The 14,509-nt window shown below is 40.2% G+C and carries 11 protein-coding genes and 1 rRNA gene; 10 read left to right on the top strand and 2 right to left on the bottom strand.

Going from position 1 to position 14,509, the window contains the following annotated elements; all coding sequences use genetic code 11:
- Positions 1-5 precede the first annotated feature (5 nt).
- From E4S40_RS16500 to E4S40_RS16485, 4 genes are all read left to right on the top strand, one after another.
- The gene (locus E4S40_RS16500) at positions 6-701 is read left to right on the top strand and encodes a YjjG family noncanonical pyrimidine nucleotidase (RefSeq protein WP_135076871.1); all 696 of its coding nucleotides are present in this window, start codon (positions 6-8) and stop codon (positions 699-701) included.
- Between the two features lie 71 nt (positions 702-772).
- A complete protein-coding gene (pruA, locus tag E4S40_RS16495; protein ID WP_135076868.1) occupies positions 773-2,407 on the top strand; it encodes an L-glutamate gamma-semialdehyde dehydrogenase in 1,635 nt (544 codons plus the stop codon).
- Between the two features lie 292 nt (positions 2,408-2,699).
- The gene (locus tag E4S40_RS16490; RefSeq protein ID WP_135076865.1) at positions 2,700-3,707 is read left to right on the top strand and encodes a DUF4221 family protein; all 1,008 of its coding nucleotides are present in this window, start codon (positions 2,700-2,702) and stop codon (positions 3,705-3,707) included.
- Positions 3,708-3,796: 89 nt separating this feature from the next.
- Complete coding sequence (locus tag E4S40_RS16485) at positions 3,797-4,861, top strand: DUF4221 family protein (RefSeq protein ID WP_237563212.1); 1,065 nt, start codon at positions 3,797-3,799, stop codon at positions 4,859-4,861.
- A 176-nt stretch (positions 4,862-5,037) separates the two neighbouring features.
- On the opposite strand, the gene fabG is transcribed toward E4S40_RS16485, so the two are convergent.
- A complete protein-coding gene (fabG, locus tag E4S40_RS16480; RefSeq protein ID WP_135076859.1) occupies positions 5,038-5,784 on the bottom strand; it encodes a 3-oxoacyl-[acyl-carrier-protein] reductase in 747 nt (248 codons plus the stop codon).
- Between the two features lie 295 nt (positions 5,785-6,079).
- On the opposite strand from fabG, the gene lpdA reads away from it, so the two are divergent.
- From lpdA to E4S40_RS16450, 6 genes are all read left to right on the top strand, one after another.
- A complete protein-coding gene (gene lpdA / locus E4S40_RS16475; RefSeq protein WP_135076856.1) occupies positions 6,080-7,477 on the top strand; it encodes a dihydrolipoyl dehydrogenase in 1,398 nt (465 codons plus the stop codon).
- A gap of 119 nt (positions 7,478-7,596) precedes the next feature.
- Positions 7,597-8,049 (top strand): DUF2721 domain-containing protein, encoded by a 453-nt coding sequence (locus E4S40_RS16470; RefSeq protein WP_135076853.1) that lies wholly within the window; start codon positions 7,597-7,599, stop codon positions 8,047-8,049.
- Positions 8,050-8,122: 73 nt separating this feature from the next.
- A complete protein-coding gene (locus E4S40_RS16465) occupies positions 8,123-9,136 on the top strand; it encodes a threonine aldolase family protein (protein WP_135076850.1) in 1,014 nt (337 codons plus the stop codon).
- Positions 9,137-9,221: 85 nt separating this feature from the next.
- A complete protein-coding gene (locus tag E4S40_RS16460) occupies positions 9,222-10,487 on the top strand; it encodes a replication-associated recombination protein A (protein WP_135076847.1) in 1,266 nt (421 codons plus the stop codon).
- A gap of 240 nt (positions 10,488-10,727) precedes the next feature.
- Positions 10,728-12,056 carry a M16 family metallopeptidase gene (locus E4S40_RS16455; RefSeq protein ID WP_135076844.1) on the top strand — a complete coding sequence of 443 codons (1,329 nt, stop codon included), beginning with the start codon at positions 10,728-10,730 and terminating at the stop codon, positions 12,054-12,056.
- Positions 12,057-12,082: 26 nt separating this feature from the next.
- Positions 12,083-14,125 carry a M16 family metallopeptidase gene (locus tag E4S40_RS16450; protein ID WP_135076841.1) on the top strand — a complete coding sequence of 681 codons (2,043 nt, stop codon included), beginning with the start codon at positions 12,083-12,085 and terminating at the stop codon, positions 14,123-14,125.
- 295 nt (positions 14,126-14,420) lie between these two features.
- On the opposite strand, the gene rrf is transcribed toward E4S40_RS16450, so the two are convergent.
- A 5S ribosomal RNA gene (gene rrf, locus E4S40_RS16445) occupies positions 14,421-14,509 on the bottom strand; the annotation flags it as partial.

The following is a 14,509-nucleotide window of genomic DNA, read 5'->3' as shown; positions in this document are numbered from 1 at the left end:
TTCCTTTGAAAACGTACCAACACCTATTCTTTGATCTAGACCATACACTCTGGGACTATGATCGAAATGTCACCGAATCACTTCAAGAACTTTATGAGATTTACGGTTTGCATGACTTAGGCATTCCTTCTTTTGAAAAATTCTTCGAGTCATTTCACGCAGTCAATTTCCAACTTTGGGACTGGTACAATGAGGGAAAAATCGATAAACAAAATCTTCGAAAAGAGCGATTCCCTCGAATTTTTGATTATGCCGGAGGAAGATCAGATGCAATTCCTGCTGAATTTGAAGAAGATTTCATGCATCGAACTTCCAGTAAGCCACATGTTTTTCCTTATTCAAAGGAAATTTTGACCTATCTCCGAGAAAAGTATCAAATCCACGTTATCACCAATGGATTTAATGAATCTCAAGCCAAAAAGATGAAATCATCCGGGTTGGATGTGTTTTTTGAGCTTGTTGTCACATCAGAAACAACTGGACATAAAAAGCCCGATCCGAGAATCTTTTTTTATGCCTTGGAAAAATTGAATACCCGCGCTGAAAACTGCCTGATGATCGGGGACAATCCGCTTTCTGACATCTTAGGTGCGCAACGAGCAGAAATCGATCAGGTCTTTTTCAACCCAGAAGGAAAAAAAATAGACCTAACCCCTACTTATGAAATTAAACATCTCCGTGAATTAGAGTCGCTTTTGTAAGCTAAATCACTGCCTAATCGGGCTGGAAATCTTATCTTTGGCCATTCAGAATCACATAAACTCCAAATAGCATGTTAAAAGGATTTTTCAACGTTCCGACTCCAGTCAATGAGCCGGTAAAATCATACGCACCTGGAAGCCCTGAGCGAAAGGAGCTTCAGGCAAAACTCGCCGAATTGAGAGCCAACCAGGTAGATGTACCTATGTACATAGGAAGCGAGGAAGTTCGGACCGGTAAAACCCGAACTTTATCCCCTCCGCATGATCATCAGCATATCTTGGGTCATTTCCATGAAGGAGATGCTTCTCATGTGGCACAGGCTATCAATGCAGCTTTGGGAGCTAAGGAAGCTTGGGAAAACTTAGCTTGGGAACAGCGAGCTGCAATTTTCCTAAAAGCGGCTGATTTGTTGGCAGGACCTTACCGAGCCAAAATCAATGCAGCTACCATGTTGGGCCAGTCCAAAAATGCCTTCCAGGCAGAAATTGACGCAGCATGTGAAATCATTGATTTCCTTCGCTTCAATGTCAAATACATGACTGAAATCTATTCCCAGCAGCCGCCTGTTTCTGGAAATGGAGTTTGGAATCGAGTAGAACAAAGACCTTTGGAGGGCTTCGTTTTTGCCTTGACTCCATTCAACTTTACGGCAATCGCTGGAAATCTTCCAACTTCAGCAGCCATGATGGGAAATACCATCGTTTGGAAGCCTGCCTACACGCAGATTTATTCAGCCAATGTGTTGATGGAAGTATTCAAAGAGGCTGGAGTACCTGATGGTGTGATCAACTTGATTTATGTGGATGGACCTACCGCAGGAGATGTCATTTTCAAACATCCTGACTTCGCAGGAATTCATTTCACAGGATCTACAGGTGTTTTCCAAACTATCTGGAAAACCATCGGAGAAAACATCAAATTGTACAAATCCTACCCAAGAATTGTCGGTGAGACTGGAGGAAAGGATTTTGTCTTGGCACATAAATCCGCAGATCCAAAAGCTGTTGCCGTAGCGCTTTCGAGAGGTGCTTTTGAATATCAAGGTCAAAAATGTTCTGCCGCATCCCGAGCTTACATCCCATCCAATATTTGGGAAGACGTGAAGAAATATTTGCTAGAAGACCTGGCCTCCATGAAAATGGGAGGAACAGAGGACTTCACCAACTTCATCAATGCGGTCATCGACGAGAAAGCATTTGATAAAATTTCCAAATACATCGACAATGCAAAGAATGCATCAGGGGTGGAAATCATCGCAGGCGGAAACTATGACAAATCTAAAGGCTACTTTATTGAGCCAACCGTTTTGTTGACTCAAGATCCAATGTATACCACCATGTGTGAGGAAATCTTCGGTCCGGTATTGAGCATTTATGTGTACAATGCTGAGCATTTCGAAACCGTCTTGGAATTAGTAGATCAAACTTCCCCTTATGCCTTGACAGGAGCTATTTTCTCTCAGGATCGCTATGCGATTGAGATGGCAACAAGCAAATTGAGAAATGCTGCGGGGAATTTCTACATCAATGACAAGCCTACCGGCGCAGTAGTCGGTCAGCAGCCATTTGGAGGAGCGAGAGCTTCCGGAACCAACGATAAAGCCGGTTCTATGATCAACCTGTTGCGCTGGGTTTCTCCTCGCACAATCAAGGAAACCTTTGTCTCTCCAACTGACTACAGGTATCCGTTTTTGGGAGAGGATTAATAAATGATCTTCGAGGTTTTCAAGACTTCAAAGTTTTTATGAGCCCTGAGAATAATCTTGGGGCTTTTTCTTTTGATATTTTTACAATAAATTAGTTCTCTTATTTTATATAAATAGATATATGAAAAGAATAATTTTTTGGATTTTCCTTTGTAGTTTTTTTTCCTGTAGTTCTAAAAATGACCAGGCAATTTTTCTTGGTGAACTTGGTGAATTAATTAAAGGTGATTTTTCAATTATAAAAGATTCATTGACCACATCGATTAATAATGTTCGAGTTGTAAAAGATGAAATGAATGAATTTATCGTTACGACTTCCTCTGCTCGTCAATTCGAAGGATGGGCCTTCATTTTCCGTAGTACTGAAACAGGGGAAGAGGTTTACCGAATAGAAATCCCCGATGAGGGCCCAAATTCAATGAAAGGAGGAATCTATATCAATTATGTTGATAGTCCTTCGCGAATTTTATTAGCAAATACAAAGGGAGAAATTGGAGAATATCCTAAGTCAGGCGAAAAAATCAATGAATTCCATTCACTAAAAAATTATGGAGAAAAAGCCTCTATTTTCCCATTGTCAAGAAGTGCTGGAGTTATTTACCTATATGAATCAAAAATTCAATTTTCACTAAGTCCAAACTCAGTAACCAATTGGAAAGACTTACCAGGCCCTGGAGAAATGAGGTCTGAATTTCCCGTTAATTATCGGGAGTGGATTATCTTGGTGGATTTGGAAACTGAAGAAATACAGAAAAGTGATTTTGCAATTCCTACAGGTTATGAGCAATTTAAAAATGACCTAACCGCAACAACACTTTTTGGTGACAGAGATTCAAAGCGAAATCTTTTTTATTTAGCCTGGCCAGGCTCTCCAGAAATTTATTTGCTAGATGGTTTTGCATTAAAGAAAAAATTGATTCCAATGACTAGCCAAGAATTCAACTATTTACCAGCTGAAACCATTCCATGGGGTGATAAATTTACGGTCTGGGCTTTGCCCAAAGAGGCTTCTCGAAATATATTTTTGATTTACGATGAGGATAGAGACTTGATATTGAAATGCACCAAAATCAATGAATCTGGAGCAGGAGAAACTAAATTTGAGCGTACTAAACATTATGTACTGTCTATTTACTCTGGTGAATGGAATCCTTTAGGAGAGTATTTATTTGACTTTGATTCCGAATTAGATTTAGAGAATTGGTTCTTGACTTCTGAAGGTCTTTTTATTAATAAACCCGAGCAAAAGTCCGAAGATGAGTATGAGTTTTATAAGATTGATTTGAGTCGATTTAAATAATTATGAGAAGAATATTCTTTAACCTGTTTGTTGTCAGTATTTTTTTTTCCTGTTCTAAAAAAGACAACCAGAAAGTCTACCAAGGAAATTTGGAAGAATTTGTTGTGGGTGAATGTAGTCTTGAAAAAGACTCAACCACTAGACGTATTAGGCTCCAGAAGCTAGTAGAGTATGATGGGGAGCATTTATTTCTTTCCAAAGAAGAAAAAGGATACTCTCTGTTTAGTAAATCAAGTGGTAAAAAACACTATTCCTTTACAATTCCAGATGATGGACCTCTTTCCCTTAAAGGATATCCAATAGCCACTCAGGGGTTTGATGCAGGAGAATTTTTAGCGATTAGCTCATTGGGCAATGTAAAGCAATATGTTAATGGCAAACAGATCGCAGAAATAGATTTGGAATGGTCAACCTATGATAACCTTGCATTAATTCAAATGGCTGATGAAAAGGATAATTTCAGAAAAATAGGAGATAGTCACTATCAAATAATAAATAAACCTATTAATCCATTTGCTGAAGACTATGTGGATATCAACTACGGAGAATGGGTTGCTGAGTTCAATCTGCAAGAAGGTTGGATTTGTATTTCTGATTTTAGTTCTGGCTTGGGTGAGGAATATTCAAAAAGCGCCTCAGCGGCACATTTAATATCGGTGTATAATCACGAAAGAGATGAGTTCTACGTATTGTTTGAGCCCTCAGATTTTCTATATCAAATAAGGGATTGTGAGGTTATCAAAAAATTAAAATTGACAAGTCTTACCAAGTTTGAATACCTACCGGGTATTTACGAGAAAACGGGTAGAAATAGTTCATGGAGATCAAATCCAAAGTCAGCAGCAAACTCAGACCTAGCCTATGACCCAGTAAATAAATTATATCTTCGAATGGTGAAGGTGAAGACTGAGGAAAGTCAACCAGAAGTAACTGATATAAGGCTGCGTCAAGGATTAAATAGAAACACTTATTTGATGTTGATTTATGACTTAAATTGGGAATTAAAGGCCGAGTTAGAAATTGTATATGACGTGGGACAAACCATTGGAAATTTAATACCTACTCCAGAGGGAGTTTTCATTCCAAAACCTGAGCAAAAGTCAGAAGATGAGTATGAGCTATACAAGATCGATTTAAGTCAGTTTCGGAATTGAGTTAATAGTTTCCCACAGATTCACACAGAAAAAGTCACAGATTTCTACGGATAGAAGTGCTGTAGAATTTCTGTGAAAATTTGTGTTTTTAATCTGTGCTTATCTGTGGGACCAAACAAAAAAACGGCTAAGTCTCCCCAGCCGCTCGTAAATCGTAATTCGTAATTCTAAGATCTTTAAGTATACATTGCTCCGTTCACATGAAGTACTTGACCTGAGATATAAGTACTCATGTCGGATCCCAAGAATACACAGCAATCTGCTACTTCTTCAGGCTTTCCTCCCCGCTTCATTGGAATCGCATCTCTCCAACCTTGAACGGTTTTTTCATCCAAAACATCCGTCATTTCTGTCTCAATAAATCCAGGAGCTACAGCATTGCATCGGATATTTCTAGAACCCAATTCCAAAGCAACCGACTTGGTAAAGCCAATAATTCCAGCCTTAGAAGCCGCGTAATTTGCCTGACCGGCATTTCCTTTTGCTCCCACCACAGAGGTGATATTGATAATAGAACCGGATTTCGCTTTCATCATAGTTCGGGTAGCAGCTTTAACTGTATTGAAGCATGACTTTAGATTGACATTCATGATTTCATCCCAAGACTCCTCAGTCATTCGCATCAACAAGTTGTCTCGGGTAATTCCGGCATTATTGACCAAAATATCCAATCCTCCAAATTCAGCTACCACATCATTGATCAACTGTTCGGCTGCATTGAAATCAGAAGCATCGGAACGGTAACCTTTGGCTTTTACCCCAAATTGTGCAAGTTCCGCTTCCAAAGCCTGACCTTTTTCAACACTGGACAAATAGGTAAATGCAACGTTCGCCCCTTCTTGAGCAAATCGAATTGCAATGGCCCGGCCGATTCCTTTAGATGCACCAGTGACCAAAGCGGTTTTTCCTGAAAGTAATCCCATGGATTTCGTGATTTTTGTTTGGTTTCAAAATTAGAAAAAAAGCCGATAGAATCAGGAGATTCTTTTCAGCTAGTCGGACAAGCCCTTTTGGACCTTTCAAAAAACGGTGAATTTGGAGGTAGACGAAATTTTTGAATGCAAATTTTAAAAAGACCCAAACTAATTTCTGAACTAAAATAAAGGCCTTTTACCGCTCCTAATTTTCAATAACTAAGCCCCTTTCTTTCAATTTTTTTCTGAAACCAAAAGGCCTATTTTTGCATAGTTTGAAAATCGTACTAAAATCCAACAAGATATGTCTTCATCTAAATTTGACTTGATCGTGCTGGGAAGCGGACCTGGAGGGTATGTAGCGGCGATCCGCGCTTCTCAACTCGGACTGAAAACTGCCATTGTAGAAGCAGCAGAACTCGGCGGAATCTGTCTCAACTGGGGTTGTATTCCTACCAAAGCTTTGCTGAAAAGCGCGCAAGTTTTTGAATACATCAATCACGCCAACGACTACGGCATCAGTGTGAAAGACGCAAAAGCTGATTTCACAGGGATGGTCAAGCGTAGCCGGGACGTGGCCGATGGCATGAGCAAAGGTGTTCAGTTTTTGATGAAGAAAAACAAAATCGAAATCATCTCCGGCTGGGGTAAAATCCAGCCAGGTAAAAAAGTAGAAGTAGCTGATAAGGACGGAAAGAAAACTGTCTATTCCGCAGACAATATCATTATCGCAACCGGAGCAAGATCAAGAGAACTACCTTCTATGCCACAGGATGGTGAGAAAATCATTGGTTATCGAAAGGCTATGACTTTGGAGAAGCAGCCTAAGAAAATGGTTGTGGTAGGTTCCGGTGCTATCGGTGTAGAATTCGCTTATTTCTACAACTCTATTGGAACTGAAGTCACTATCGTGGAATACATGGACCGTATCGTACCAGTAGAAGATGTAGAAGTTTCCAAAGCCTTGGAAAAAATCTACAAAAAAGCAGGCATGAAGATCATGACCTCTTCCGAAGTGACTGGAGTAGATACCAAAGGGGCGGGATGCAAAGTGAAAGTGAAAACTGCCAAAGGTGAAGAAACTTTGGAGTGTGATGTGGTTCTTTCTGCTGCAGGAGTTGTTTCCAATTTGGAAAATATCGGCCTTGAGGATGTAGGTATCTTGGTTGAAAAAGGAAAAATCAAGGTAGACGAATATTACAAAACAAACATGCCAGGCTACTATGCTATCGGTGATGTGGTTCCAGGACCTGCTTTGGCGCACGTTGCTTCTGCAGAAGGAATTATTTGCGTGGAAAAAATAGCCGGACACAATCCTGATCCATTGGATTACAACAATATCCCGGGATGTACTTATTGCTCTCCTGAAATTGCCTCTGTGGGTTATACTGAAGCAAAAGCCAAAGAAGCTGGTTATGAAGTACGAGTGGGTAAATTTCCTTTCTCGGCTTCTGGTAAAGCCTCTGCAGCGGGTGCTAAGGATGGATTTGTCAAATTGGTATTCGATAAGAAATACGGAGAGCTATTGGGTGCACACATGATCGGAGCAAATGTTACCGAAATGATCGCTGAAATCGTAGCTATCCGCAAACTTGAAACTACCGGACATGAACTGATCAAAACAGTTCATCCACACCCAACCATGTCAGAAGCTGTGATGGAAGCTGCAGCTGCCGCCTATGACGAGGTGATTCATTTGTAATTATTAAAATAAAGTCCATATAAATAAAACCGGGTCAAATTGATCCGGTTTTTTTATGCCTTTGAAGCGTGGCAAAAAGCTTCCAAAAACTTTATCTTGTTTGATTGAATTAAGAAACCATGGAATTACAACTTTCCACTCCAGCTCTTTTATTTTCTGCAATAACCCTTTTGATGCTGGCCTTCACCAATCGCTTCTTAGCCATTGCAAGTTTGATCCGTGGGCTGCATAAGAAATTCTTGGAGGAACCGGGTGAGGAAATTTTGGTAGAACAAATCCACAATCTCCGTCGAAGACTGTCACTAATCAAAAACATGCAGCTTTTCGGAATTTTCAGCTTTTTATTATGCGTCATTTGTATGTATTTGCTCTTTCAAGGCTATACATCTGCAGCAAATTGGGTTTTTGTAAGCAGCATGGGCTCTCTATTGATAGCCTTGGCTTTATCCCTGATCGAAATCTTAATTTCCACCAAAGCCTTAAACCTGGAATTGTCCGATATGGAAGATATTTTCGAAAAGCGAAAAAGCAGCTTGGACTTCATTTTCAAAAAAGAAAACAAAAAGGAATAAAAGCCTTGATCCTAAAGCTCAATTGAATAAAGAACAAAGGCCAATTTAACGTCATTAATCACTCATATCCAATATGTTAATTGATCTAAGAAGCGATACCGTTACTCGCCCTACTCCAGGAATGAAGGAAGCCATGTTTTCAGCACCTGTTGGTGACGATGTGTTTGGGGAAGATCCAACAGTGAATGCTTTGGAGGAAAAAATCGCCAAGCTTTTCGGAATGGAAGCGGCCCTTTTTTGTCCTTCCGGTACCATGACCAACCAAATTGCGATTCGGCTACATACCCAAATTCAAACGGAAGTAATTTGCCACAAATACTCCCATATCTATTTATATGAAGGTGGTGGGATTATGGCCAATTCCTTGGCTTCTGTAAAATTATTGGATGGAGATTTAGGAAAAATCACGGCATCTCAAATCGCTGAATCAATCAATCCTGATGATGTGCATGCTCCCGAGACGACGATGGTTTCGTTGGAAAACACCATGAACAAAGGAGGTGGAAGTATTTACTCACTTGAGGAAATCAAGCCTATCCATCAGCTTTGCCAGAAAAAAGGTTTGAAGCTCCATTTAGATGGTGCGAGACTTTTCAATGCTTTGGTAGAAAGCGGAGAAAGTCCGTCCGAATGGGGAGCACATTTTGATACGATTTCCATTTGCTTGAGTAAAGGACTAGGTTGCCCCGTGGGCTCTGTATTGCTTGGGTCGAAAGCCGATATCAAACGAGCGAGGAAAGTAAGAAAGGTATTTGGAGGTGGAATGAGACAGGCAGGATTTTTAGCAGCAGCAGGAATCTATGCTTTGGATCATCATGTAGATCGATTGAAAGAAGATCATTCTCGAGCCCGTTCTTTGGGAGAAATGCTAGGTGAATTACCTTTCGTTTCAGAGATTTTCCCTGTAGCGACCAATATCGTAATTGCTCGCTTAGAAGGAATTACTCCAGAAGTGTTTATGCAAAAATTATCTGATCAAAACATCAAATCCGTCAAATTCGGAAAAGATTTAGTCCGCTTTGTTACCCATTTGGATTTTGGAGACGAGCACTTGGAAGAATTTGGAAAAAGAATCAAAAATATTTAAGACGAAAGTTTCAGGGTATTAGATAGCAGTTCGGTTCCCGTTCATTTATCTAAAGTCTTGAATCTAAAATCTTGATACCATATCTATGAATCCCACCCCTTTAGCCGAAAGAATGCGCCCGACCCGATTGGAAGATCTGATTGGGCAGGAACATTTGTCTTCGCCAAGCTCTTTTCTCTACAAGGCCATCAAATCAGGAAATGTACCTTCCTTGATTCTTTGGGGACCTCCGGGAGTGGGAAAAACCACGATCGCAAATATCCTTGCGAATGAAATCAAGGCTCCTTTTTACACTTTAAGTGCAATCAATTCCGGTGTCAAAGACATTCGGGAGGTGATCGAAAAGGCCAAATTTCAAATGGGTGTCGTATTATTCATTGACGAAATCCATCGATTCAATAAATCTCAGCAAGATGCCTTGTTGGGTGCGGTAGAAAAGGGAATCATTCGGCTGATTGGAGCAACTACCGAAAATCCATCTTTTGAGGTGAATTCAGCCTTGCTTTCCAGATGTCAGGTATTTACACTTAATCCTCTTGGAAAAGCTGAAATGATAGCCATGATTCAGCAGGCATTGGAGAAAGATTCGGATTTGAAAAAAATCCAGGTTGAATTGAAGGAGACAGATGCCTTACTTCGAATTTCTGGTGGGGATGGAAGAAAATTGTTGAATTTGCTGGAAATAGTCATTGATGGGATCAATGAAAACCCATGCGTGATCACAGATGAAAAGGTAATGCAAATTGCCCAGCAAAAAGTTGCGCTTTACGACAAATCGGGAGAACAGCACTATGATATCATTTCGGCATTTATCAAATCCATTCGAGGATCGGACCCCAATGGCGCCATTTACTGGCTAGCCCGGATGATCGAAGGTGGAGAAGATGTCAAATTTATCGCAAGACGTTTGGTGATTTTGGCTTCAGAAGACATCGGAAATGCCAACCCTAATGCTTTGCTTTTGGCGACCAATTGCTTCGAAGCTGTGAAAATGATAGGCTATCCGGAGGCAAGGATTATCCTTGCCCAATGTGTCACCTATTTAGCTAGCTCGCCAAAAAGTAATGCCTCCTACCTTGCAATTGGGAAGGCTCAGGAATTGGTTCGAAAAACGGGAGACCTCTCTGTTCCTTTTCATTTGAGAAATGCACCGACCAAGTTGATGAAGGACTTGAATTATGGAAAAGGCTATCAATATTCGCATGATGGAGCCGGGAATTTTATAGAACAAGAGTATTTACCTGAGGAATTAAAGGGAACAATACTTTTTGATCCTGGAGACTCAGCCAGAGAGCGTGAATTGCGAAAATTTCTTGCTGCAAGGTGGAAAGGAAAATATGGTTACGAATAAATTAGAAAAAGTCAATTGATTCTTTTTTTAATTAAACTTTAGAATAATCATAAGGGATATTTTTAGATAAAATAAGAATTAATTGAAAGAAATATTTTTTTGTTTGAGAGAAAAATAATTTTTTCGGAGGACGAATTCGGAATTGATTTTCACCCAATAAAAATGTTCGAAAATGGACAAGTGAAACAAAATCAAGATCCAATTCGATTCAATATAGAATACTAACCCTAACCTTTAATTATGAAAAAACTCACTGCTTTAGGTTTGCTAGTGGCTTGGACGATTTTCCCGGCATTAGCCCAAAAGAAAATTGAGTTCAGAGAATTTACTCTGGACAATGGATTGCATGTCATCATGCACCAGGACAATTCCACACCCATTGTCAACACTTCGGTTCTTTACCATGTAGGATCAAAAAATGAAAACCCCGAGCGAACTGGCTTTGCTCACTTTTTCGAGCATTTGATGTTCGAAGGCTCTGAAAACATCGAAAGAGGGGAATTCATGAATATCATTCAAGGCAGAGGGGGAACTCTCAATGCATTTACTTCCAATGATATAACCTTCTATTATGAAACTCTCCCTTCCAATGAATTGGAATTGGCACTTTACATGGAAAGCGAGCGCATGCTTCATTCTAAGGTGGATCAGACAGGTGTAGAAACACAAAGAGAAGTGGTCAAAGAGGAGAAAAGACAGCGCTATGACAATCAGCCGTATGGATCTATTTTGATAGAAACGCTGAAAAGAGCATACACTGAGCACCCTTACCGTTGGGCTCCAATCGGTTCTTTGGATCATTTAAATGCTGCAACCATCGAAGAATTCCAGCAATTCTACGATGACTTCTATGTACCAAACAATGCTACTTTGGTGATTGCCGGAGACATCGATTATGCGCAGACAGAGGGATGGGTTCGTCAGTATTTCACTGAAATCCCTAGAGGAGAAGGCGAGATTTACCGTCCAAATGTGGAAGAGCCAAAGAAAACCGCTGAGGTTAGGGATGTGATTTATGATAACATTCAAATCCCTGCAGTAATTCAAGCCTACAATCTTCCGCCTCGCAACCACCCGGATTCTTATGCATTGTCCATGCTTTCTACTTATCTCACTGGTGGGAATTCTTCCTTGATGACCAAGGAATTGGTAGACAAGCAGCAAAAAGCTTTGGCAGTAGCTGCCATTCCATTGGAGTTGGAAGATGGAGGAATCTTCATCATGTACGGCATCGCCAATATGGGTGTAGCACCTGAAGACTTGGAATCTGAAGTGGACAAGTTGATTCAAAAAGTTCAGGAAGAAGGAATTTCTGATCAGGACTTTGCAAAGCTTCAAAATATCATTGAAAACAATATCGTCAGCAGCAATTCGTCTGTAGCTGGAATCGCACAGAACCTTGCGGAGGCTCATGTCATTTTTGGTGACACCAATTATATCAATCAGGTAATGGACAACTATAGCAAAGTTACCCAAGATGATATTAAGCGAGTGGCTAACGAGTACTTGAACCTAGATGGACGAGTAGTCTTGTATTACCTGCCTAAGCCACAAGACGCAACTGAGTAATTGTTTAGAATAAATCACTTCGAAAAATGAAAAAAATAGCAATACTATTCTTCTTTGGGGTTTTAACTGCTGCCACAGCATGGGCGCAAGTTGACCGCAGCAAATTACCGGATTCCGGACCAGCACCTGAAATCAACATTGGTGACGCCGAGGTATTCACACTCGAAAATGGCCTTAAAGTAATCCTGGTTCAAAATGATAAATTACCGAGAGTTTCATTCTCTTTGATTTTGGACAGAGATCCTCTTTTGGAAGGAGATAAAGCTGGGCTTACCGGTTTTGTAGGTGAAATGATGACCTCTGGAACTACAAACCGCACAAAAGATCAAATCGATGAGGAGGTAGATTTCATTGGCGCTAGCCTTTCTGCTTCATCCACTTCCATGTTTGGTTCTTCTCTCAAAAAGCATCAGGATAAACTTTTGGAACTCATGACGGATGTCCTATATAATCCAAGCTTTCCAGAAGAAGAGCTCGAAAGACTTCGTAAGCAAACCTTGACCGGTCTAGCAACCAGCAAGGATAATCCAAATGCAATTTCAAGTAGATTGGCAGCTGCGCTTGTGTATGGAAAAGATCATCCTTATGGAGAAGTAGAGACAGAGGAAACAATCAAAAATATCACCGTAGCTGATGTAAAGAATTACTACGAAACCTTCTTCAAACCAAATATTGCCTACCTAGCAATTGTAGGTGACATGCAATTGGACGAGGCAAAAACTATTGCAGAAAAGTATTTTGCAAAGTGGCAGCCGGGTGATGTACCGACTTTCGAATATAGCAAGCCTGAAAAAACTGACATGACTATGGTTGGCTTGGTTGATAGAAGTTCATCCGTGCAAACTGTTATCAATGTTACTCAGCCTATTGAATTGAACATTGGAGATGAGGATTATATTCCTAGCCGATTGTTAAATCAAATTTTGGGAGGCGGATCTTCTTCTCGTCTTTTCATGAACCTTCGTGAAGATAAAGGCTACACCTATGGGGCTTATTCCTCAATTAGTTCTGATAAATTAATCGGAAGATTTTCAGCAAATGCTTCTGTAAGAACAGAGGTTACTGATTCAGCTGTTGTGGAATTTTTGCATGAGATCAATAAAATTGTAGACGAAGGAGTGACCATAGAAGAACTTCAAAAGGCAAAAGCAAATTTGTCAGGTTCGTTTGGACGATCTCTAGAAAGCCCATCAACCATTGCTAACTTCGCTTTGAATATTGAGCGATATGATCTTCCGAAAGATTACTACAAGAATTATCTACAGACTCTAAACGGGTTATCTGTTGAGGAAATCAATGCAACTGCGAAGAATCTGATCAACCCTGATAAAGTTTACATCACTGCAGTTGGAAATGGTGATGAAATCAAGGAAAAACTTGCTCAATTCGGCGAAGTCAAAGTTTTTGACAACATGGGATTCCCTGCTAAGGAATTGACAGCTGATGCTGATATGACCGCTGAAAAGGTGGTTGCTAATTTCTTGCAAGCAATAGGAGGAAAAGAGAAAGCGCAAGCAATCAAAACTGCTTCCATGACAATGAATGCAGAGATTATGGGTACGCCTTTAGCTTTGGATATGGTGTTCGATGCAAGCGGACGTTACTCCCAAAAAACATCTGTAGGTGGAAACGTGATGCAAAGCTCGGTCATTAATAAAGATTCTGGTTCAGTAAGCGTTCAAGGACAAAGCATGCAGCTTAGCGGACAGCAATTAGAGGATGCTAAAATCAATGCTTACTTAATTCCTGAGGCTTGGGTTGAGGAATTAGGATACAGCCTTGAATTGGAAGGTTTAAAAGATGTAGACGGAACTCCTGCTTATAAGGTGATCATTTCTGCTCCTTCAGGAGCAAAATTGGTCAACTACTATGATCAAAACACTGGTTTACGTATCAAAAATGAAAATGCAGCATCTGGAGATACTTTCTACTCTGATTACCAGGAAAAGAATGGGGTTTTGCTTCCTATGACTTGGACAATAAAATCAGCTATGCTTCCTGTTCCAATGGAGGCTAAAGTAACCAACTTAAACATCAACGTTGAGTTGACGGATGAAGATTTCCAGTAAATAGAAAGATTATCCATCAATAAAAAACGGAGGCATTCACCTCCGTTTTTTTTATATCAAATTAGAAAGTCATAATTCAAAAATCCTCAAATAGACTCTCAATAAATTCAAATAATTAAATCTCCCATTCCTATCTAACCAATTTACAATTGAGCTTATGCTTATAGTAAAGAAGAAAATAAACTTTTGAGAAGGGCTTGTTGAGAGTTGGAAAAGGGATTCTGTAAGGAATGTGACGTTGGTAGTCTGAGAAGTAAGAACATAAAAAAAGCCCCGTGATCGGGGCTTGTAATCAATGAGGCGGCGACCTACTCTCCCGGGTGTAACCCCAGTACCATCGGCGCTGCAGGGCTTAACTTCTCTGTTCGGGATGGGAAGAGGTGG

The organism is Algoriphagus kandeliae, from assembly GCF_004571135.1.
Classification (GTDB): Bacteria; Bacteroidota; Bacteroidia; order Cytophagales; family Cyclobacteriaceae; genus Algoriphagus; species Algoriphagus kandeliae.
The sequence above is the reverse complement of the archived record's forward strand: the minus strand, read 5'-3'. Positions and strand labels throughout refer to the sequence as shown.